Source organism: Micromonospora sp. CB01531 (assembly GCF_001905095.1).
Classification (GTDB): domain Bacteria; phylum Actinomycetota; class Actinomycetes; order Mycobacteriales; family Micromonosporaceae; genus Micromonospora.
On record NZ_LWLS01000101.1, the window covers coordinates 20,320 to 41,005 of the forward strand.

22 protein-coding genes are annotated in these 20,686 nt (G+C 73.7%); 7 read left to right on the forward strand and 15 right to left on the reverse strand.

The annotated features are described in order from the left end of the window. Nucleotides 1-22: 22 nt before the first annotated feature. From A6A27_RS30850 to A6A27_RS30885, 8 genes are all read right to left on the reverse strand, one after another. On the reverse strand, nt 23-895 hold the full coding sequence (locus A6A27_RS30850) for a DUF72 domain-containing protein (RefSeq protein WP_073838164.1): 873 nt from the start codon (nt 893-895) through the stop codon (nt 23-25). A gap of 47 nt (nt 896-942) precedes the next feature. Then, the gene (locus A6A27_RS30855) at nt 943-1,341 is read right to left on the reverse strand and encodes a TraR/DksA family transcriptional regulator (protein ID WP_073838165.1); all 399 of its coding nucleotides are present in this window, start codon (nt 1,339-1,341) and stop codon (nt 943-945) included. Between the two features lie 256 nt (nt 1,342-1,597). After that, on the reverse strand, nt 1,598-2,227 hold the full coding sequence (locus tag A6A27_RS30860; RefSeq protein ID WP_073838166.1) for a uridine kinase: 630 nt from the start codon (nt 2,225-2,227) through the stop codon (nt 1,598-1,600). Nucleotides 2,228-2,338: 111 nt separating this feature from the next. Continuing rightward, on the reverse strand, nt 2,339-2,947 hold the full coding sequence (locus A6A27_RS30865; RefSeq protein WP_073838167.1) for a winged helix-turn-helix domain-containing protein: 609 nt from the start codon (nt 2,945-2,947) through the stop codon (nt 2,339-2,341). 313 nt (nt 2,948-3,260) lie between these two features. Next, complete coding sequence (locus A6A27_RS30870; protein ID WP_073838168.1) at nt 3,261-3,851, reverse strand: winged helix-turn-helix domain-containing protein; 591 nt, start codon at nt 3,849-3,851, stop codon at nt 3,261-3,263. Between the two features lie 51 nt (nt 3,852-3,902). Then, the gene (locus A6A27_RS30875; protein ID WP_073838169.1) at nt 3,903-4,394 is read right to left on the reverse strand and encodes a rhodanese-like domain-containing protein; all 492 of its coding nucleotides are present in this window, start codon (nt 4,392-4,394) and stop codon (nt 3,903-3,905) included. Nucleotides 4,395-4,450: 56 nt separating this feature from the next. Continuing rightward, nucleotides 4,451-4,903: a cysteine dioxygenase gene (locus A6A27_RS30880; RefSeq protein ID WP_073838170.1), complete on the reverse strand. Its 453-nt coding sequence runs from the start codon at nt 4,901-4,903 to the stop codon at nt 4,451-4,453. Between the two features lie 116 nt (nt 4,904-5,019). Then, complete coding sequence (locus A6A27_RS30885) at nt 5,020-5,397, reverse strand: signal peptidase I (protein WP_073838171.1); 378 nt, start codon at nt 5,395-5,397, stop codon at nt 5,020-5,022. Between the two features lie 166 nt (nt 5,398-5,563). On the opposite strand from A6A27_RS30885, the gene A6A27_RS30890 reads away from it, so the two are divergent. Continuing rightward, nucleotides 5,564-6,511 carry a DUF3500 domain-containing protein gene (locus tag A6A27_RS30890; protein ID WP_073838172.1) on the forward strand — a complete coding sequence of 316 codons (948 nt, stop codon included), beginning with the start codon at nt 5,564-5,566 and terminating at the stop codon, nt 6,509-6,511. 38 nt (nt 6,512-6,549) lie between these two features. On the opposite strand, the gene A6A27_RS30895 is transcribed toward A6A27_RS30890, so the two are convergent. The 6 genes from A6A27_RS30895 to A6A27_RS30920 all read right to left on the reverse strand — a co-directional run bounded on the left by A6A27_RS30895 (nt 6,550) and on the right by A6A27_RS30920 (nt 13,442). Further along, the gene (locus tag A6A27_RS30895) at nt 6,550-7,308 is read right to left on the reverse strand and encodes a class I SAM-dependent methyltransferase (protein ID WP_073838173.1); all 759 of its coding nucleotides are present in this window, start codon (nt 7,306-7,308) and stop codon (nt 6,550-6,552) included. A gap of 42 nt (nt 7,309-7,350) precedes the next feature. Beyond that, nucleotides 7,351-7,875: a DUF2231 domain-containing protein gene (locus A6A27_RS30900; protein WP_073838174.1), complete on the reverse strand. Its 525-nt coding sequence runs from the start codon at nt 7,873-7,875 to the stop codon at nt 7,351-7,353. A gap of 76 nt (nt 7,876-7,951) precedes the next feature. Next, nucleotides 7,952-8,692, reverse strand: a complete 741-nt coding sequence (locus tag A6A27_RS30905) for a GAF and ANTAR domain-containing protein (RefSeq protein WP_073838175.1) — start codon at nt 8,690-8,692, stop codon at nt 7,952-7,954. A 182-nt stretch (nt 8,693-8,874) separates the two neighbouring features. Then, complete coding sequence (gene secA2 / locus A6A27_RS30910; protein ID WP_073838176.1) at nt 8,875-11,169, reverse strand: accessory Sec system translocase SecA2; 2,295 nt, start codon at nt 11,167-11,169, stop codon at nt 8,875-8,877. 151 nt (nt 11,170-11,320) lie between these two features. Next, nucleotides 11,321-12,409 (reverse strand): zinc-dependent alcohol dehydrogenase, encoded by a 1,089-nt coding sequence (locus A6A27_RS30915; RefSeq protein WP_073838177.1) that lies wholly within the window; start codon nt 12,407-12,409, stop codon nt 11,321-11,323. Beyond that, on the reverse strand, nt 12,402-13,442 hold the full coding sequence (locus A6A27_RS30920) for a Gfo/Idh/MocA family protein (RefSeq protein ID WP_073838178.1): 1,041 nt from the start codon (nt 13,440-13,442) through the stop codon (nt 12,402-12,404). Before A6A27_RS30920 ends, A6A27_RS30915 begins: the two co-directional genes overlap by 8 nt. Nucleotides 13,443-13,633: 191 nt before the next feature. On the opposite strand from A6A27_RS30920, the gene A6A27_RS30925 reads away from it, so the two are divergent. From A6A27_RS30925 to ctaD, 6 genes are all read left to right on the forward strand, one after another. Next, nucleotides 13,634-14,647 carry a glucosyl-3-phosphoglycerate synthase gene (locus A6A27_RS30925; protein WP_073838179.1) on the forward strand — a complete coding sequence of 338 codons (1,014 nt, stop codon included), beginning with the start codon at nt 13,634-13,636 and terminating at the stop codon, nt 14,645-14,647. 70 nt (nt 14,648-14,717) lie between these two features. Further along, nucleotides 14,718-15,872 (forward strand): glycosyltransferase, encoded by a 1,155-nt coding sequence (locus A6A27_RS30930; protein ID WP_073838180.1) that lies wholly within the window; start codon nt 14,718-14,720, stop codon nt 15,870-15,872. A gap of 68 nt (nt 15,873-15,940) precedes the next feature. Then, a complete protein-coding gene (locus A6A27_RS30935) occupies nt 15,941-16,408 on the forward strand; it encodes a DUF4383 domain-containing protein (RefSeq protein WP_143194260.1) in 468 nt (155 codons plus the stop codon). A gap of 88 nt (nt 16,409-16,496) precedes the next feature. Beyond that, entirely contained in the window at nt 16,497-17,030 is a 534-nt protein-coding gene (locus A6A27_RS30940) for an STAS domain-containing protein (RefSeq protein WP_241825530.1), read from the forward strand. Continuing rightward, nucleotides 16,952-17,227, forward strand: a complete 276-nt coding sequence (locus A6A27_RS46390; protein WP_241825531.1) for an ATP-binding protein — start codon at nt 16,952-16,954, stop codon at nt 17,225-17,227. Before A6A27_RS30940 ends, A6A27_RS46390 begins: the two co-directional genes overlap by 79 nt. An 84-nt stretch (nt 17,228-17,311) precedes the next feature. Next, nucleotides 17,312-19,315 carry an aa3-type cytochrome oxidase subunit I gene (gene ctaD, locus A6A27_RS30945; protein WP_073838181.1) on the forward strand — a complete coding sequence of 668 codons (2,004 nt, stop codon included), beginning with the start codon at nt 17,312-17,314 and terminating at the stop codon, nt 19,313-19,315. 60 nt (nt 19,316-19,375) lie between these two features. Here the strand turns inward: ctaD and A6A27_RS30950 are convergent, their stop codons facing one another. Then, nucleotides 19,376-20,512 (reverse strand): SigB/SigF/SigG family RNA polymerase sigma factor, encoded by a 1,137-nt coding sequence (locus A6A27_RS30950; protein WP_073838182.1) that lies wholly within the window; start codon nt 20,510-20,512, stop codon nt 19,376-19,378. Nucleotides 20,513-20,686 lie beyond the last annotated feature (174 nt).

Consider the following 20,686-nt stretch of genomic DNA (forward strand, 5'->3'; position numbering starts at 1 on the left):
CGGTCGGGTGAAATCTGGGCCGTCAGTCGAGGCCGAGCAGGGCCTGCAACCGCTGGCCGTTGCGCTGGGCGTAGTCCCGGTAGCAGTTGTTCATGAGCACGTGGGTCCGCGCGGCCTCGCCGGCCAGCTCGCGCAGCCGGGGCGCCCAGTCGCGCAGCTCCCGGTCGGAGTAGTCGTAGCCGAACTTCTCGTGGATGTCCTTGCTGGTCCACCGCTCGCTGTGGCCGTGGAAGCGGACCACCGCGAGGTCCGCGGTGGCGGCCAGCACCGGCGGTATGGACGACCGGTGCCCCTGCGGCATGTCGACGCAGACGTACGGAAGCTGGTGCTTGCGCAGGAAGCCGAGGGTCTCCTCCCGGTTGTCACCGTCGAACCAGGAGGCGTGCCGGAACTCCACGGCCGGTCGTAGCGGGGCGCACCGCTTTGCCACCTCGAGGAGGTACTGCTTGTTGTCCCGCTTGATGGTGAACCAGGGCGGGAACTGGAACAGCACCACGCCGAGCCGGTCCGCCGCGACCAGCGGGTCGAGCGCGGACAGGAACCGGGTCCACACCTCCTCGTACGCCTGCGGCGGCAGGTTGTCCGGGTAGAGGTTCTTCTTCTCGGTGTCCGGGCGGAGGTCCTTGTAGAGCGCCGCGACCCGGGTCGGGTGCCCGGTGAGCAGGCTGAACGCCTTGATGTTGAAGGTGAAGCCGGGCGGGGTGCGGTCGACCCACAGCTGCGCTGTGCGCTCGGCGGGCGGCGAGTAGTAGGTGGCGTCCACCTCGACCAGCGGGAACTGCCGGGCGTAGTACGCCAGTCGCTTCTCCGGGGTGTCCGCGGTCTGTGGGTACCAGCCGGAGTCAAGCAGGGTCCGGTCGGTCCACGAGGCGGTGCCCACCTTGATCTCACCCATGGGGCGAGTCCACCGCGTCGGGGACCGACCGGCAACCCGGGTGGCGCTCAGGCCGCCCGCCGCTCCCGGGTCTGCTTGCAGGACACGCAGGAGGTGGCGGACGGGAAGATCTCCAGCCGCTCCACCGGGATCGGGGCCGAGCAGCCCTCGCAGAAGCCGTAGGTGCCCTCCTCGAGCCGGCTGAGGGCGTGCTCGAACTGGGCGCGCCGGTCCAGGATGCTGCGCAGCAGGGACTGTGCGGTGTCCCGCTCGGCGGTCTTGGTGCCGCTGTCGGCCTGGTCGTCGCCGGCCGTGTCGCCGACCTCGACCAGGCGCAGCACCTGGCTCTGCAGCACGGCCTGCTCGTACTCCGCAGTCAGCTCGTCGTACCGCGACTGCAGGGACTGCCGGATCTGGTCGACCTCCGCCTGCGAACGGCCCGTGGCTGTCGTGTCGTGGACGAGCATGGCTGCCTGCCTTTCCTCGGGGCCTCATACCGGTCCGGGGCGGCGAGCGCCCCGGACGGATCGATGGGTGCACGGGCGATCTCACCCGTGCTCTGTGAGCCGGGCGATTACCCGCCGCCTCCGAGGATCAAACCGGGGATTTCCGCAGTCTTCCATCGCATTCGTGCGCTGTTGCGCCGCCCGGTCCGTCCCTCGCCGTCCCGGATCCGGCGGGGCCGTCCCCATGCGGCGCGGCTGCCCGGCTCGGCACCGCCGGTCAGCCGGCCTCGACCAGGGCCGGGTGGCGCGGATCGTCGGCGCGGACCACCACGTCGGCGAAGGAGGCCGGGACGACCTCGTCGGCGTACCGGGCGAAGGCGGGCAGGGTCCAGCGCAGCTCGGGTTCGGTCCGCCGGTCCAGCGCGGCCGGCGAGAGCTCCACGTGCACGGTGACGTCGAAGGGCAGCCCGCCGCCGAGCAGCAGCGAACCGCTGACCAGCACCACCGCGCCGGCCGGCAGTTCGACGTACGCGGCCCGGCTGGCCCGGTCGGTGGCGGCGTCCCTGAGGGACGGGAGCACCCGGCCCGAGCCGTCGGGACCGGCCGGGTCGAGCACCTCGCGGCGCAGCCCCGCCTCGTCGAGCCAGCTCTCGTAGTACGCGTCGGGGTTGGTCCGGCCGTGTTCCAGGCGTAGCGAGGCGGGCCGGAGGAAGTCCGCGGCGAGCACGTGCAGCACCGGCCGCCCGGCCGCGCGCAGCGGGTCGACCAGCGCTGCGGCGAGCGCGTCCGGGTCGGCGGCCGGCGGGCCGTCGACGGCCACCCGCAGCCGGCCGGGTACGGCGGCGCCGGTGAGCCGGTCGGTCAGCTCGGTGACGAGACGCTCTGGCGTGATCGGGCGGATCCGCATCCGACCATCCTGCCGTCGGCCGGGGTTCGACCGGGCGGTCAGCCCCCGGTCTCCGTCGGGTCGAACGGTGCGGGGCTCCGCCCGGTCGCGTCAGCGGGTTGGTCGGGCGGGTCAGCCGGTGCGGTCGATGGTGACCCGGGCGTCGTCGGCGAGCCGGTAGCCGACGCCGTAGACGGTGGTGACCAGGGGGACGTCCACCCCGACCTTGCCGCGCAGCCGGCGGACGTGCACGTCGACGGTGCGGACGCCGGCGTGCTCGTACCCCCAGACCGCGTTGAGCAGTTGCAGCCGGGTGAACACCCGGCGGGGGTGGGCGACGAGGTGCAGCAGCAGGTCGAACTCGAGCCGGGTGAGCGGCAGCGGCTCGCCGTCGCGCAGCACCGACCGGGACGCGGCCAGGATGTGCAGGGTCGGGATGGCCGGCGCGAGCGGGCGGCTCGGCGACCGGCCGACCGGCACGGGGTCGACCCGGCGTTCCGCCGGCCCGCCGCCGCTGGTGATCACTGCGTCGCCGCGTTCCAGCAGCTCGCGGGCGGCTTCCAGTAGCCGCCGGGCGGCCGGGCTCAGCGGCTCCTCGCCGGTCAGCGGGATGTTGAGGGTGACCGTGAGCACCGGGGTGGTGGTGTTGGCGGGGCGACGCTGGCCGCCGGGGGGACGACCGGGGACCGCGGGTTGGGACGTATGCCATCCGGCGCGCGGCGAGGCGGGGCTGACCGACATGGTCCTCCTTGGCTGGTCCGGGTACTTCCCCACGGCCCGGGACACCGCTTCATCGATGCTTCCGGGCGCCTGTGCGCGGGTCAAGGGGCGGCTACGTTGCATGACTGTGACAATTGACGAACACATCGGAGCCGGATGCTCGCTCTGCGTACGAGGTCCGTTGATTACAGCAGAGCGACGAGATGACCTGTTACGGGGGGTCCCCACCCGGTTGCCCGGTTCACTCGGGCGGGTCGTGGTCGGCCGCAACGCCGAAAATGTGAGCGCGGCGCACCGGGCCGCCCGGTACGACGCGCCGTCGCCGCCCCACACCTCAGCAGTCGCGGTCCACCACGATCCGGGCCTCGTCGGCGAGCCGGTAGCCGACGCCGTACACGGTGGTCACCACCGGCGTGTCGGCGCCGAGCTTGGCCCGCAGCCGGCGTACGTGCACGTCCACGGTGCGGGCCACCGCGTGTTCGTATCCCCACACGTTGGTGAGCAGTTGGAGCCGGGTGAACACCCGCCGGGGATGCTCGGCGAGGAAGAGCAGCAGCTCGTACTCGATCCGGGTCAGCGGGATCTGCACGCCGCCCCGGCGGACCACCCGGGTGCCGGCCAGGATGCGTACCGGGTGGGGCTTCTCCGCCGGCTGCGGCGGGGCGGCCGGAGCGGGTGGCTCGGCGTCGCGCCGCAGGTCGTGCACGGCGCGAACGGCCTGGTGCTCGTCGTCCGGCACCACTCCCGCGCCGGACGCGGCGAGTTCGTCGAGCAGGTCGACCAGGCGGGCCAGGCCGGGTGTCAGCCCGGCGGCGCCCAGGTCGAGGGTGATGGTCACGGTTGGCGTCGTGCGGGGCCGCGGCGGCACGGCCCGGTCGGGGCGGCCGGAGCGGTGCGGGCGCGGGGAGATGGCGACGACGGACATGGAGCCTCCTGAGTGGCGGTCGCGCCCGCCACGCCGGGTGCGGCGTGGCGGTCAGCGGGGCGCCCGGCCGGTGGTGACCGGGGGCGCGGCGGACGAGGGTCGGAGCGGCGGGGTGGGGCCGAGGGTGGGCAGCCCGGCGATGCGCCAGGCGGCGAACCCGCCGACCACGTCGGTGGCCCGGTGCAGGCCGAGGTCCTGGAGCGCGGCGGCGGCCAGCGAGGACGTGTAGCCCTCCTGGCACAGGATCACCACCGGCACGTCGTAGTCGACGGCCTCGGGCAGCCGGGCCGGGCAGCGCGGGTCGAAGCGCCACTCGAGCACGTTGCGCTCCACGGCGAGGGCGCCGGGCACCGTGCCGTGCGCGGCTCGCTGGCCGGCCGGGCGGATGTCGACCAGCAGCGCCCCCGTCCGGTACGCGAGGTGGGCCTGCTCGGGATCGAGGCGGCGCAGCCGGCGACGGGCGGCGGCGAGGATCTCGTCGATACCCCGCGAGCCGGGTGGCGGGACCGGACAGCTCTCGGTACGGGTGGGGCGGTGGGGCATCGTCGGGTCCTTCCGGGCGGCGTGGGTCGGGGGCACGGGTGCGGCGGGCGGCGGCGTCACCAGGCCACCCCCGCCTCGGCCACCTCGGCGACCAGAAGTTGGCCGGCGACGAGGCAGTAGCGGGTCATCCGGCGCAGCGCGGGCCGGTAGACGTGCACGCTGACCGCCGGCCGGTCCCCGCGGTTGGTGACGAGGTGCACGTGGCGGGCTCCGAAGCGCCGGCCCGCGCCGGCGGCGAGCCGGTGTGGGCGGAGCCGGCCGCCGCTGACGGTCTCCTCGGTGAGGGTGCCGGCGACCACCAGGAAGGCGCCTTCGGAGCCGCCGTGGTCGTGCAGGTCGGTGCCCTGCCGCGGCAGCCAGCTCAGCGCCCACACCTCGTACGTGGCCTCGGCGGCCAGGCGCGCGTACCACCGCTCGGCCGGGTCGAAGCGCAGCGGCACCGGCCAGCGCGTCGAGTCGGCCCAACGGGCGGCGACGGCGAGCAGGTCGGGCGGATCGGTGCGGGTCATCGGCGGTTCGTCCTCACGGGTACGGAGCGGCGCGGACCACCTCACTATAGGAGGCAAACCCTATAGGTTTAGTAGGCAATACCGGATGCTGGGACGGCCCGCGAAGCTCCGGGCGGTCAGCGCCGGACCGGCGGGTCCACCCGGTAACCGGGCACCGACGGCCAGCGGACGGTGAGCACCACCGACTCCCGCTCGGCGTACCAGGAGTGGTCCACGCCCCGGCCCCAGACCACGTAGTCTCCCGGCTCGCGCAGCAGCACCGTCCGATCCCGCAGCTCGATCCGGAACGCCCCGCTGATCAGCACCACCAGGGCGGTGCGCCGCTCCCCCGTCGCCCACGCCGAGCGCGTCTCCCCGGCCGGGTGCACGCCCCACTTCACCTCGACCTCGGTGCTGTGCCGCACCTCCCCGAGCGGCTTGAAGTGGCCGAGCAGCCAGCCCGCGTCGGTTGCCCCGTCCACGGCCGCGTTGCCGACGTAAACCCGATCGTCCACCCGTACCCTCCCGTGCCGGCTCGGCAAGCTACCAGGCGCCGGCCCGGGCCCGGCAGCACCTCCGACCGCCTGGATCCTCGACCCGCCCGCACGCGAGCCACACCCCGTCCGAGCTGACCCGCCGGGCCCCCGGCGCGACGGCCGGTCGGGCAGGTATACAGGGGCGGTGGAGGATCCCCTGCCCGAGCAGATGCGCGCGGCGGCCGGCGCGTGGCTGGCGGCGCTCGACGAGCCGGCCCGACAGCGGGCCCGGCACGACTTCGCCGACGAGGCCGCGCGGCGCTGGCTGGAGTACCGGCCCCGGCCCCGGCCCGGGGTCAGCCTCGCCGACCTGGACGTCACCGCCCGCAAGGCCGCCCACCGGCTGCTCGCCACCGCGCTCAGCCCGCCCGCGTACGCCCAGGCCATGGCGGTCGTCGCCCTGGAGGAGGTGCTCGACCGGGCGGAGAGCTGGCGGCGCGGCCGGCACAGCGGCGACTACTGGGTGGCCGTCTTCGGCGATCCGACCCGCGACGACCGGTGGGGGTGGCGGTTCGAGGGGCACCACCTGTCGGTGACGATGACCGTGGTCGACGACCAGGTCTCCCCCGCCCCGCTCTTCCTCGGCGCGAACCCGGCCACCGTCCGGCACGCCGGCCGCCCGGTCTCCCGCCCGCTCGGACCCGAGGAGGACCTGGCCCGCGAACTGCTCGACGCGCTCGGGCCGGCCGGCCGCGCCGCCGCGATCATCGCCGACGAGGCGCCCGGCGACATCATCAGCGCCACCCGGCCCACCGCGCCGGACCGGCTCGACCCGCTCGGCGTGCCCCGGGACCGGCTCACCCCGACCGGGCGGGCGCTGCTCGACCAGCTCGTCGCCCTCTACCTGGACCGGCAGCCGCCCGAGCTGGCGGCCCGCGAGGCCGGTCGGCTCGACGGTGGGGAGCTGCACTTCGCCTGGGCCGGCCCCACCCGGCCGGGCCAGCGGCACTACTACCGGATCCAGGGCGACGACCTGCTGATCGAGTACGACAACACCACCGACGACGGCAACCACGCACACACCGTGCTGCGCCGCCCGGCCAGCGACTTCGGCGCCGACGTCCTGGCCGCCCACCACGCCACCGCGCACTAACCCACCCCTCCGCCTCGGTCGCCGGGCCGGCCGGGCGGTCAGGGGTGGCGGGCCTCGATGAGGAAGCGTTGGGCGTGGGCCACGAAGGGGCCCTCGGCGCGGATCCGGTCGTGCAGGCGGCGCAGCTCCGGACGGTAGCGGTCGACCGTGAAGCTGGGGACCGTCCAGATCACCTTGCGCAGGAAATACACCACCGCGGCGATGTCGTGGAAGACCGCCCGCAGGGTGGCCGTACGCAGGTCCACCACGGTCAGCCCGGCGGCCTCGGCGGCGGCGACCGCCTGCTCCGGGTGGCGCGCGGCCGGCGGCGGGAGCGGCCCGAGGATCGCCTCGCTCAGTTCCCGCTGGGTGCCGGCGCCGATCTGCTGGGAGAGGTAACTGCCGCCGGGGCGCAGCACCCGGGCGATCTCGTTCCACCAGGTGTCCACCGGATGCCGGCTGACCACCAGGTCGAAAGAGCCGGCCCGGAACGGCAGCGGCGGCCGCTCCGCCACCTGGACGACGGTGGCACCGACCCGGCGCAGCGTACGGCGGGCGACGGCGACGTTCGGCGGCCACGCCTCGGTGGCGACCAGCAGCGGGGGCGGGGCGGGCACCTCGGCCAGCACCTCTCCGCCGCCGGTGTCGATGTCCAGCGCGGCGTCGACGGTGGCCATCCGCGCGCCGACCAGACGGGCGTACCCCCACGGCGGGCGTTCCTCGCTGGCCCGCCCGGCCAGCCAGGCGAAGTCCCAGCCCTCGACCGGCACCGCCGCACCCTCGGCGATCAGCTCCTCGAAGTCACCATCCGCGCTCATTCCGCCGAGCCTGTCGTAGCTGCGCGGGACGCGGCAACGGGTTTACCGGACAGGACCGGCCGCCCGGGCCGGCGGGCGGATGATCTCCACGGTGGACGCTGGGAGCTCGGCGAGCGCGTCGAACCCGCCCCGCTCGCCGGCCCGGCCGCGATCGAACTGGCGCATCAGCCCGGCTCCCAGCCACACCCCGACCGACCCGACGGCCAGCGCCAGCAGCTCGGTGGCCAACTGTCCGCCGGTCGCGCCCCGCTGCGGCGCGTGGGCCCGGATCAGGCAGGTGACCAGGAACAGCGCCGCCATCGCGGCGTTGACCAGGCTGACCGTGACGGCGGTGCGCCGGGTCCGGTCGGCGCGCACGTCCCACAGGTCGACCATCCCGGCGACCGCGGTGAGCGCGGCGGCGACCAGGGCGGCCACGGCGGTCCAGTAGCCGACCTCGCCGAGGAAGGCCGGGCCGCCGGCGACGTCAGCCAGATCGAAGACCGCGGCGCTGACGAAGAGTCCGAACGGGAACGTCACCAGCATCGGTTGGATGGGGTGCCCCTGCACCCGCAGTCGGCTCTCCATCGGTCCCTCCCCGGGTCGGCGCAGCTCACCAGTCCAGAGTGCTACCCCCGCGCCACCCGGACGAAACGAACACCGCTCAGCTCTCCCGGGGCCGGGACACCGTGGACACCAGCCGCTCGGCGACCTCGCGCAGCGGGATGTCCAACGAGGCGGCGGCGCTGCGCAGCACCGCCAGCGCCTCCGGCGCCGGGCAGCCGCGCTGCGTCATGATCACCCCGACGGCCTGCCCGATCACGCCCTCCTCCAGCAGCGCCGCGTCGAGCTGGCCGGCCCGGGCGGCCTGCCGCTCCCGGTCCCGCACGGCGGCGAGGAGCAGCCCGGCGTGCTCGGCCAGGAGCATCGCGGTGAGCTGGTGCCGGGGGGTGAGCGCGTCGGCCGGCTCGGCGTACAGGTTGATCGCGCCGATCACCTGCTCGTCCACGTCGACCGGCGCGGAGATCACCCCGCGTACGCCCAGCCCGCGGGCCCGCCCGGTCCAGGCGGGCCAGCGCGACTCCCGGTCGAGGTCCGCCGCGGTGATCATTTCGCGCCACCGGATGGCGGCCAGGGCCGGCGTGTCGGGGCCGTGCCGCAGGTCGTCCAGCTCGGCCCGGGCGGCGTCGGAGGCGGCCACCCCGGCCGGCTCGCCGGCACGCAGCGCGGTGAAGCCGCAGCTGTCCACCCCGGGTACGGCGTCCCGGGCGAGGCGGACCAGCCGGGCCAACGCCTCGTCGAAGTCGGCGACGGCGATCAGGCCGGCGGTCAGTTCGCGCAGCAGGGCGGCGGTCTCCAGCACGTTGAGTGGGTCGGTCACGGGTTCCCGCGTGTCGAGGTTCACCGGGCCACGGCCCCCGCCACCTCCGACCACGCGGTGTCCCCGTTCGGCGCCATTGCCTGTCCCATCCGCTCTCTCCCTGACTCGAAGCCCCGGCCTACTACCCTGACAAACCAGGTTCGAAACAGCGCAAAGGGGTCCCTTCCGGCGCGCCATGCGCCGGGGCGGGACCCCTTCGTCGACGGTCAGCGGGATCCGGAGATGAGCCGCCGCCCCACCGAGGCGATCAGCCGGTCCAGCTCCGAGCCGAACGGGTTGTCGTGCACCAGGTACGTCCAGGTGGCGCTCGGCCGGACCAGCTTCGCGGCGTCCGGCTCCCAGCCCTCGTCGAACTCGGTCTCCTCGAAGGTCGCGATGGTCCGCGCCTCGATCTCCGGGACGAGCGCGTTGAACGCCGGGACGGCGCTGCGGTGGAACTCGTCCAGCGGGTCGAGGCGGCCCAGCGCCCGCAGGTGCACACCCTCGCGGACCTCGGAGAGCTCGGCCAGGTGCTCGGCCCAGAGCCGGTCCAGGTGGTAGAGGGCGATCTTCCGGGCCACCTCGGCGAGCAGGTCCTCGTCCATCTCGCCGGCCTTCTCCGGCACCCGCTCCAGCAGCATGAGCGCGGCGATGTCGCTGGTCAGCAGCCGCTCCCGCCGCTCGGCGAGGGCCTTGCGCTGCTGCTCGATCACCACGCTGTAGCGCCAGGTGTTGCGGTGGATCTCGTGGTTGACGCCCTCCGCGACCCGCTGGGCGTGCTCCACCGCGTAGTCGACCTGCGGGTCGGTGACCAGGCCGTCGGCGTTCATCCGGGGCGACGCCGGGACGGTGTCGCCGGCGTGCCGGACGACGAGGTCGTCCTCCAGGCTGACGAAGAAGACCGACCCGCCCGGGTCGCCCTGCCGGCCGGCCCGGCCGCGGAGCTGGTCGTCGACCCGGCGGCTGTCGTGCCGGCCGCTGCCGATCACGTACAGGCCGCCGAGGTCGGCCACCCGCTCCCGGTCGGCCTGGTCGCTGCCGCCGAGGCGGATGTCGACGCCGCGGCCGGCCATCTGGGTGGAGACGGTCACCGCGCCGTGCGCGCCGGCCTCGGCGATGATCGCCGCCTCCTCGTCGTCGTTCTTGGCGTTGAGGACCACGCAGGACACGCCGGCCGCGTGCAGCCCGGCCGCCAAGCCCTCGGACTCCTTGACGTCCAGGGTGCCGACCAGCACCGGGCGGCCCGCCTCGTGGCAGCGCTTGATCTCGTCGATCAGCGCCTCCTCCTTCTCGGCCCGGGTGGCGTAGATCCGGTCCGGCTCGTCCTCCCGGATGCACGGGGTGTTCGGCGGGATCACCGCCACCTCGAGGCCGAAGAACTCGCGGAGCTGGTCGCCGACGAGCACCGCGGTCGCGGTCATCCCGCAGACCTTCGGGTAGAGCGCGATGAACGCCTGCACGGCGATGGTGCCCAGCACCTCACCCTCGGCGGTCGCGTCCAGGCCCTCCTTCGCCTCGACCGCGGCCTGCAGCCCGTCCGGCCAGCGGCGGCGCTGGGCCACCCGGCCGCGCATCTCGTCGATCAGCTCGACCGAGCCGTCCCGGACGATGTAGTCGACGTCGCGGTGCAGCAGGGCGTGCGCGTGCAGCGCCACGTTGACCGCGGAGAGCTGCCCGACGTGCTCCTCGTCGTACAGGTCGATGCCGCCGAGCTTGGCCTCGACGGTGGCCAGGCCGTCGGAGGTGAAGGCGACGCTGCGGCCGTCCTCGGCGATCGTGTAGTGCTTGCCCTTGCGCAGGCCGCGGACCAGCCCGGCGGCCGCGTGCACCGGGTCCTGCTCGCCGGCGACCGCGCCGGCGAGCACCATCGGTACCCGGGCCTCGTCGATGAGGATGGAGTCGGCCTCGTCGACGATGGCGGTCTTCAGCGCCGGCTGCACCCGGTCGTCGAGGTCGGTGACGAGCTGGTCGCGGAGGAAGTCGAAGCCGGCCTCGCTGACCGAGACGTAGGTGACGTCGCAGGCGTACGCGGCGCGCCGCTCGTCGGGGGTGGAGGCCTCGTTGACCCAGCCGACGGTGAGCCCGAGCAGCCGGTAGACCGGCGCCATCCAGTCGGCGTCGCGGCGGGCCAGGTAGTCGTTGACGGTGAGCACGTGGACCGGGCCGTTGCCCAGCCGGACGTGGCCGTACGCGGCGATGGTCGCGGTGAGCGTCTTGCCCTCACCGGTGGCCATCTCGGCCACCTTGCCGGAGAGCAGCGCCATCGCGCCGAGCAGCTGGACGTCGTAGGGCCGCTGGTCGAGGCCGCGGCGGGCCGCCTCCCGGCCGATCGCGCAGATCTCCTCGTACCCCTCGGCCTGCCCGGCGGCCTCGGTCAGCTCGGCGTCGGAGAGCTTCTCCAGCTCCGCCTCGCGGGCCTCGACGGCCGGCAGCAGCTTCTCCAGCGGGGCCAGGTCGACCGTCGTCCCCGGGCGCTGGAGGAACCGCCGGAACCTGGTCTTCAACCGTTGCGACACACCCATGAGCGGCAACGGTACGCGAACCGGAGCCGATTGTGACCCCCGCCCGGCGCCGGGTCTGTCCGGTGTCCGGTTTCCTGACCGTTTCGGCAGCTCAGAGCGGTTCCGACCGAGGGCCGTCGGGAGGGTCGCCGGCGGCCGGCCGGCCCACGGGTCAGCCGGCAAACACCACCTGGAGTTCCTGCCGGCGGCGCTCGGCAAGGTCGATCAGCAGCGCCGGCGCCTCGTCGAGCGGCACCACCGCCGTCACGACGTGCTTGCGGATCAGGTCGCCGTACTGGCGCAGCAGCTCGACGGTCTCCGCGGAGAGCCGTTCCCGGTCCCAGGTGGGGGCGAGCCCGCGGGGCACCCGCCCGATCTGGGCGCAGCGCAGCGACAGCCCGTTGTGGTGGAACTCCTCGCCGAGCCGGACCTCGTCCGCGCCGGACTGGTAGAACGCGAGGTCGATGACGGTGCCCTGGGGGCGCAGCAGGCGCAGCGCGAGGTGCAGCGCCCAGGCCTGGCCCCGGCACTGGAACACCACGTCGGCGCCCCGGTCGCCGGCGGCGTGGTGCCACCGGGTCTTGAGCACCACCGCCGGGTCGTCCGCGGCCGGGTCCAGGGTCTCCAGGCCGAGCGCCTCGGCCACCTCCCGCCGGGCCGGGGTGGGGTCGAGGACCACCACGGACGCGGCGCCGTGCCGCCGGGCGAACAGGGCGGTGAGCAGGGCGACGACCCCGCTGCCGACCACCGCCACCCGGCGGCCGCGTACGCCGTCGCCGAGCGAGCGCACGTCGGTGCCGCACAGGTCGGCGGCGGCGTGCAGCAGCCCGTTGGCGCAGATCGGGCCCATGTGCGCGACGTAGACGCCGAGCAGCGGGTCGACGTCGTCGGGGAGCGGGACGAAGCGTTCGGCGAGCGGGTCGGCGATGTACCCGGTGCGGTGGCCGTAGGTCATCGCGCCCACGGTGCCCACCGGGACGGCCGGGGTGCGGCTCTCCACCACCCGGCCGACCTGCATGTAGCCGAGCCGGGTCACCGGGTACGGAGTGCTCGCCGCGCCGGGCTGGAACAGCCCGAGATCACTGTTCCAGGTGACGTTGAGGTAGGGGTTGGTGCCCTTGACGTAGCTCAGCTCGGTGCCAGCGGAGACCCCGCTGCACACCGTCGCCACCCGGAAGGTGCCCTCGCGCAGCTCACCCGCCTCCTGCTCGACCAGCTCCACCGCGCCCGGTCCGTTGACCACGACCACCCGGTCACGCATCGACGGTCACCCCGGTCGGTTCGGCCGGCACCGCGTCGGCGACCGGGGTGGTGAGCCGGGCGGCCGGCCCGGTGGGCAGCGCCACGCTGCGCCCGGTCCGCGCCGACTCCGCCACCGCGAGGGCGAGCCGCTGGGTGCGCAGCGCCTCAGCGTACGGGACGCGGATGTCGTCGCCGATGCCCCGCACCGCGTCGACGAAGGCCCGGTCGACGGCCACCCGGGCACCGTCCGGGTCGGCGGGCAGGTGCCGCTCCCCCTCACCGTCGCAGATCAGCAGGCCGTCCTCGGCCAGCGACATCGCCAGCCCGTCGGCGAGGATCTCCACGCCGGCCCGGTGCTTCCAGCCGAGCACGCAGGCCGCGGCGAGGGTGCCGACCGCGCCGGAGGTGAAGCGCACGGTCGCCGTGGTGACCGAGTCGATGTCGGCGCCCTCCACCGGCGGCGGGGTCCCGTCGCCGTACGCGGTCACCTCCGACGCCTCGCCGACCAGCACCCGGACCAGGTCGAGCACATGTGCGGCCTGCTCGACGACCGGGCCGCCGGAACGGTCGCACCGGGCCCACCAGGCCACCGGCGGGACCTTGTCCAGCCAGGCCGCGTTGACCATCCGCGCCGGGCGGTCGGCGAGCAGCTGCCGGGCCTCCGCCACGACGTGCAGGTAGCGCCAGTGGTGGCCCACCGCGGTGAGCAGTCCCCGCCGCTCGACCAGCGCGGCGATCCGTTCCGCGGTCTCCAGGTCCACCGCCACCGGCTTCTCCACAAACATCGGCACGCCGGCGTCGATGACCGCCTCCTCCACCGGGCCGTGCGCGAACGGCGGTACGCAGACGTACACGGCGTCCGGGCCGGCGGCGAGCAGTTCCGCCACGTCGGCGAAGGGTCGTCCGCCGTACGTCCCGGCGAGGGCCGCCGCCGCGTCCCGGGCGACATCGGTCACCCCGACCAGTTCCACGTCCTCGAAGCCCGTCAGCACGCGGGCATGGCGTTGCGCCACCCCACCGGCCCCGACCAGTCCCACCCGGCACGTACGCATCCGTCGACCCTCCCGCCGCGACTCACGAAGCTGCCGACTGCTCTCCCCTGGTCGGCGCGCAACCAAACGTTCACCGGCGAGGAACCAGCCGGAGAGTGGGGGGTGATCACGCTGTTCGGCATGATCCGGTTAGCGCGGGGTGGGTAATGGGAAAAGCAAACCCGCGTTTCCGCCACAACCTGGGGGTGCCAGTGCGGGATACACAAGCAGTCGTTTCACCTGTGGTGGAGGCCTGGGCCACGTACCGCACCACATCGGCGGACGACTGGCCGGCGCAGCGGTTGCTGCGGGCGAAGGGTGACGGCCGGGTCAGCGTGGTGCTGCCGGCGCGCAACGAGGAGGCCACGGTCGGCGCCATCGTGTCGACGATCCGCGAGCACCTGATGGACCGGATCCCGCTGGTGGACGAGCTGATCGTGGTGGATTCCCGGTCGACCGACCGGACCGCCCAGGTGGCGCGGGCGGCCGGCGCCGAGGTGGTCAGCCAGGATGCGATGACCCGCGGGCTGCCGCGGCTGTCCGGCAAGGGCGACGCGCTCTGGGCGGGACTGGCGGCGGCCGAGGGGGACGTGGTCGCGTTCGTCGACGCCGATCTGCGCGAGTTCCGGCCACACTTCGTCACCGGGCTGATCGGCCCGCTGCTGACCGACCCGTCGGTCGATTTCGTCAAGGGCTTCTACCACCGGCCCCTGGTACGGGCCAGCGGCGTGGAGCCGGACGGCGGCGGGCGGGTCACCGAGTTGGCGGCCCGCCCGCTGCTGAATCTCTTCTGGCCCGAGCTGGCCGGGTTCGTGCAGCCGCTGGCGGGCGAGTACGCCGGCCGCCGGGTGGTGCTGGAGCAGGTGCCGTTCGTCTCCGGGTACGGCGTGGAGACGGCCATGCTCATCGACCTGTTGGAGCTGGTCGGGCTGGACGCGCTGGCCCAGGTGGACCTCGGCCAGCGCAAGCACCGCCACCAGGACGCCGCCGCGCTGGGCCGGATGTCCGCCCAGATCATGCTCACCGTCTGGTCACGGTTGCAGCGGCGGGGCTGGGCGAGCCCGGAGGCCGTTCCGAGCACCCTGCTGACCCAGTTCCGGCGGGGCGGCTCGGAGGCGCTGCCCAACCTGGACCGGGAGATCGTGGTCAGCGACATCTCGATCGAGGAGCGCCCACCGCTGGCCCAGTTGCGGCACCGGGTGCCCCGGCGACGGGTCGCGGCGTGAGCGGGCGGAGCGGGCGCGTCCGGCTCAGCGGCCGGGCGGGTCGCGCCGCCGACGGAAGGAAGTGCCCACGATGAGTCTCACGGTCCTGATGAACGCGGGTCCCTGGTTGTCCGTGCCGCCGCCCGGCTACGGCGGGATCGAGAACATCGTCGCCACCCTGGTGCCGGAGCTGCGCAAACTCGGCGTACGGGTGGTGCTCGCCTCGGTGGAGACCAGCACGCTGCCCGTCGACGAGAAGATCTCGGTCTTCCCGGACGGGCAGTTCCACGCCCTGCAACGGCCCTACAACCAGGTCTGCGGGATCTCCCAGGCGCATCTCAACGGGGTGGTGCGCGCGCTGCACACCCGCGACGACATCGACCTGGTGCACGACCACGTGGAGGCGGTCGGGCTGGCCACCCTGGCGGCGATGGGACCGGACGCCCCGCCGGTGCTGCACACCCTGCACTGGGACCTGGCCAAGCACCCCGAGCTGTACGGCAACCTCGACGGCGGCGACCGGGTCCGGGTGAACGGGGTCTCCGCGGCGCAGCTGGCCCGCGCGCCCCGCGCCCTGCAGGACCACTCGGTCGGGCACGTGCACCTGTCCACGCCGCTGGCGGTCGACGCGGACCGACGCCCGCCGGCGGAGAAGGGCGACCACGTGATCGTGCTGGGCCGGGTCAACCCGGGCAAGGGGCAGGACCTGGCCGCCCGGCTGGCCCAGCAGGTCGGCTTCCCGCTGGTGCTCGCCGGCCCGGTCGGGCCGTACCACCGGCCGCAGGACCTGGCCGCGGCGGGTGACGAGGCCCGGCAGAACCCGGACGTGCGCTTCTTCTACGACCAGGTCGCCCCGTACCTGGACGGTGATCTGGTGCGCTGGGTGGGCACGGTCGCCGGCCAGGAGCGGGACGACCTGCTCGCCGGCGCGCGGGCCGCGCTCTTCCCGCTGCGCTGGGAGGAGCCCGGTGGCACCGCCGTGGTCGAGTCGCTCGCGCTGGGCACCCCGGTGGTGGCCGTCGCCCGCGGTTGCCTGCCGGAGCTCGTCGAGCACGGCCGCACCGGGCTGCTCACCACGGACGAGGAGGAGCTGGGCGACCTGGTCATGGCCGCCGGGCTGCTCGAGGCGGACGAGTGCCGGCGTGAGGCGGCCGCCCGGTTCACCCCGGCGGTGATGGCCGAGCGGTACGTGGGCCTCTACGAGCGGGTCCGCCAGCCGGCCGCCCCGACCCTCCAGCTCGCCTGAGGGAGGTCACCCGCGTTTGTCGCCCCGGCCCCCGGGGAAGCCGTCCGGAGTCAGCTCAGGAGGCCGGCATGACGAATTCGATGGCCCACTCGCGGGCACGACGGAACCCGGCCGACGGCCGCGCCCCAGTGAGCCGGGCCGCCGCGGCCATCGGGGTGATCTTCCTGATCGTCGGGGTGCTCGGCTTCATCCCGGGGATCACCACCAACTTCGGCGATCTCTACTTCGCCGGACACGAGTCGACGGCGAAGCTGTTCGGGGTTTTCCAGGTCTCGGTCCTGCACAACATCGTGCACGTGGCCTTCGGGGTGGCCGGCCTGGCGTTGGCCGCGACGGTCTCCGCGGCCCGGGCCTTCCTGGTCGGCGGCGGGGCGATCTACCTGGTGCTCTGGCTCTACGGACTGATCGTCTACCACAGCACCGGCGCCGCGAACTTCATCCCGGTCAACGGCGCGGACAACTGGCTGCACCTCGGGCTCGGCATCGGGATGATCGCCCTCGGGCTGGCCACCACCCGTGTCGCCGCTCGGCGCTGACCGGGGCGGGATGGGCGTCTGGTCCGGTTTCACCCGCCGTACTCGCGGGTAGTTCGGAGGTCCGCGACGACCCGGAAACGAGGGCCTGATGTCGACCCGGATCAGCTGCGAGGTGCGCGACGAATCGCCGGCCACGGTCGTACGGCTCGCCGGCGAGCTCGACGTGGACACGATGCGGTCGGTGCACACGGTGCTGGAGCGGTGCCTGGCCGCCCAGCCCGACGCGCTCGTGGTGGACCTGGGACGGCTGGACGTCGCGGACCCGCTGGCGCTCTCCGTCTTCGCCGCGGCTGCCCGGCGGGCCGCTGACTGGCCCGCCGTGCCGCTGGTGCTGTGCGCTCCCCCGCCGGCCGCGGCGAGCTGGCTCAACGAGACGACTGTGGGCCGGGAGCTCCCGGTACGCCCGGACTGCGCCGAGGCCGCGGCGCTGGCCGGCGCGGTGGCGGCCCCCGGCTGCGGGAACGGCTGGAGCCGGTCGCCGGGGCGTGCCGGCGGGCCCGGGAGCTGGTCACCGACGGCTGCCGCCGGTGGAACATCCCGGAACTGGCCGGTCCGGCGGCGCTGGTGCTCACCGAACTGGTCGGCAACGTGGTCCGGCACGCGGGCACCCCGATGCAGGTGACGCTGACCCTGCGCAGGCCGTACCTGCGGGTGGCCGTGCTGGACGGCAGCCCGGCCGACGCGCGGCCCGTGGCCGCCCCCGATTCGCGAGCCGAGGGCGGGCGCGGACTGATGCTGGTCCGCGAGCTGAGCCAGCGTTGGGGCAGCGCCCCGGCCGGCACCGGCAAGGTGGTCTGGGCCATGCTGCCCGCGAATTGACCTAAATTATCGCTCTCGCCTGGTTTTATGGGTATCGGGCGGGTATGCCTGCCCGTCCGTTCTGTCATCGACGGGGTGAGAGCGATGCCCAAGCGGGTAGTCACGGAACCGGCCAGGGACCGAGGGCCCGCGATCCTCGCGCCGGCCCACTTCGGGGGGTATCCCGGGCCCGTCCGGGAGGTGGTCAAGGGCAACTCGCTCTGGCGGCTGCTGCGCACCACCGACGCCAAGGTTATCGGGCTGCTGTACCTGGCGACGTCGTTCATCTTCTTCCTGATCGGCGGGGTGCTGGCGCTGCTGTTGCGCGCCGAACTGGCCCGACCGGGGCTGCAGTTCCTCTCGCCCGAGCAGTACAACCAGTCGTTCACCATGCACGGCACGATCATGCTGCTGCTCTTCGCCACCCCGCTGGTGTTCGCGTTCGGCAACTACATCGTCCCGCTCCAGATCGGCGCGCCGGACGTGTCGTTCCCCCGGCTGAACGCGCTCGCGTACTGGCTGTACCTGTTCGGCGGCTCGATCGTGGTCGGCTCCTTCGCCACGCCCGGCGGCGCCGCCGACTTCGGCTGGTTCGCGTACACGCCGCTGAGCGAGGCCCAGCACAGCCCCGGAGTCGGGGGCAACATGTGGATCGTCGGCCTGGTCATCTCCGGGCTCGGCACCATCCTCGGCGCGGTCAACATGATCACCACCATCGTGACCCTGCGCGCCCCGGGCATGACCATGTTCCGGATGCCGATCTTCACCTGGAACCTGCTGCTCACCAGCGTGCTGGTGATCCTGGTGTTCCCGCTGCTGGCCGCCGCGCTCCTCGCGCTCGGCTCGGACCGGCTCCTGCACTCGCACGTGTACGACCCGACCACCGGCGGGCCGATGCTCTGGCAGCACCTGTTCTGGTTCTTCGGGCACCCCGAGGTCTACATCGTGGCGCTGCCGTTCTTCGGCATCATCACCGAGATCATTCCGGTCTTCGCCCGCAAGCCGATCTTCGGCTACACCGGTCTGGTCCTCGCCACCATCGCGATCACCGTGCTGTCGATGAGCGTGTGGGCACACCACATGTTCGGCACCGGGCAGGTGCTGCTGCCGTTCTTCAGCGTGCTCAGCTATCTCATCGCGGTGCCGACCGGGGTGAAGTTCTTCAACTGGATCGGCACCATGTGGAAGGGACAGCTCACCTTCGAGACGCCGATGCTGTTCGCCGTCGGCTTCCTGGTCACCTTCCTCTTCGGCGGGTTGACCGGGGTGCTGCTGGCCAGCCCGCCGGTGGACTTTCACCTGACGGACTCCTACTTCGTGGTGGCGCACTTCCACTACGTGCTCTTCGGCACCATCGTCTTCGCCGCCTTCGGCGGGGTCTACTTCTGGTTCCCGAAGATGACCGGTCGGCTGCTCGACGAGACGCTCGGCAAGGCCCACTTCTGGACCATGTTCGTCGGCTTCCACACCACCTTCCTGGTCCAGCACTGGCTGGGCAACGAGGGCATGCCCCGGCGCTACGCCGACTACCTGCCCAGCGACGGCTTCACCACCCTGAACACCATCTCCAGCATCGGGTCGTTTGTCCTCGGCGCCTCCACGCTGTTCTTCATCTACAACGTCTGGAAGTCCTGGCGGTACGGCGCGCAGGTCACCGTCGACGACCCCTGGGGCTACGGCAACTCGCTGGAGTGGGCCACCACCTGCCCGCCCCCGCTGCGCAACTTCGACCGGATGCCCCGGATCCGTTCCGAGCGGCCCGCCTTCGACCTCAAGTACGGCCGCCTGGTCGCCAGCCTCGGCAGCGACCTGCCGCAGCGCACCACCAAGCCGCCGCAGCACCTCGCCGAGGAGTTGCACCGCGAGCGACACGTCCCCGAGGCGCCGGCCGCCGAGGGCGCGCACGGCGCCCGGGAGGCGGTCGCCTACCATCCCGCGCCGCAGTCAGGCGCCCGGCCGGTCGACGTGCCGGAGCCGGAGGAGATCCTCCGGCCCAGCTTCGAGGAGACCGACGAGCCTGAGGAAACCATCCTGGGCGCGGAGCGGACACCGGTGGAGAACGAGGAGTGGCGCCACCCGCGCGGGCGTGGGGACACCTCGGAGTACTGATCCGGAGTCACGCGAGAGGGCCGGCGCTACGGGGCGCCGGCCCTTCTCGGGCGCACGGGGTCAGTCGGCGGCCGGCAGGCCGGCCGCGGCGAGTGACCGGCGTACCGCGGGCTGGACCCGGGTCAGCCGCAGCGGCACCCCGGTCCGGGCCGCCGCGTCCCGGCCGGCCATCAGAGCGGCGATGCCGCCGGCGTCGAAGCCGCCCGCACCGACCAGGTCGACCACCACCTCCCGGGGCTGCCCGGTCACCGCCTCCAACATCGCCTTGCGGAGCTGGTCCGCGCCGTCCCGGTCGACCTCGCCGCCGACCTCGACGACCACCCGGTCCCCGTTCTGCCTGACCGAGATCTTCGCCTTCGCCGGCTCGGACTCGTTCGCGCCGTTCTGCCACGGGGGCGGGGCGTCGGCGAGCATCGCCTGTCGCAGCCAGGTCAGCGCCCGGGAGAGCAGCCGGGAGACGTGCATCTGGGAGATGCCGAACCGGGCCGCGATCTCCGCCTGGGTCTGGTTGCCGTAGAAGCGCATGGCGAGGATCCGCCGCTCCCGCCAGGGCAGCCGGTGCAGCAGGCCGCTGACGGTGACCCGGTCGTCGACCGATTCCAGCGCGTTGTCCGACTCGCCGACCAGATCGCCGAACTCGGCGGAACTCTCCCCGCCGACCGGCGCGTTGAGCGAGGCGGGGCTGTAGCCGGCGGCCGACTCCAGCGCGGCGAGGATCTCCTCCTCGGGCGTCTCCAGCCGTTGGGCCAGTTCGGCCACGGTCGGAGCCCGGGACAGCTCGCTGGTCAGCGCCGCGGTCGCCTGCCCCACTTCCAGGATCAGGTCGCGCAGCCGGCGGGGCACGTGCACGCCCCAGGTGCGGTCCCGGAAGTGCCGTTTGATCTCCCCGACGATGGTGATGGCCGCGTACGCGGTGAAGGAACCCCGTTCCGGGTCGTACCGGTCGACGGCGTTGACCAGGCCGAGGCGGGCCACCTGCTCCAGGTCCTCCAGCGGTTCCCCGCGGCCCCGGTAACGGCGGGCCAGCCGGCCGGCGAACGGCAGCGCGAACCGGACGAGATCGTCCCGCGCCTCCTGCCGCCGCTCCGGCGGGAGCCCCTCGATCCGGGCCGCGTACGCCAGGGCCGCCGCGTCGAGGTCCTCCAGGCCCCGCTCGGTGGGTGGTGGTGTGGTGGGTGTGGTGGTCTGTCCGAACATCCGCGCCTCCCTCAGGAAGGTCCCCCGCCCGGATTGGGAAGACCGGTCGTGCGCGTGGTCGGGCCACGCACCGGGCCGGAAATGGGTTAGGTGACGGAACGCCAGGAGCGGCGGCAGCTCGCCGCACGGCGTCGTGGGCCGTCTCGCAGCGAGCGGTGTTCCCGCTCCGTGGTT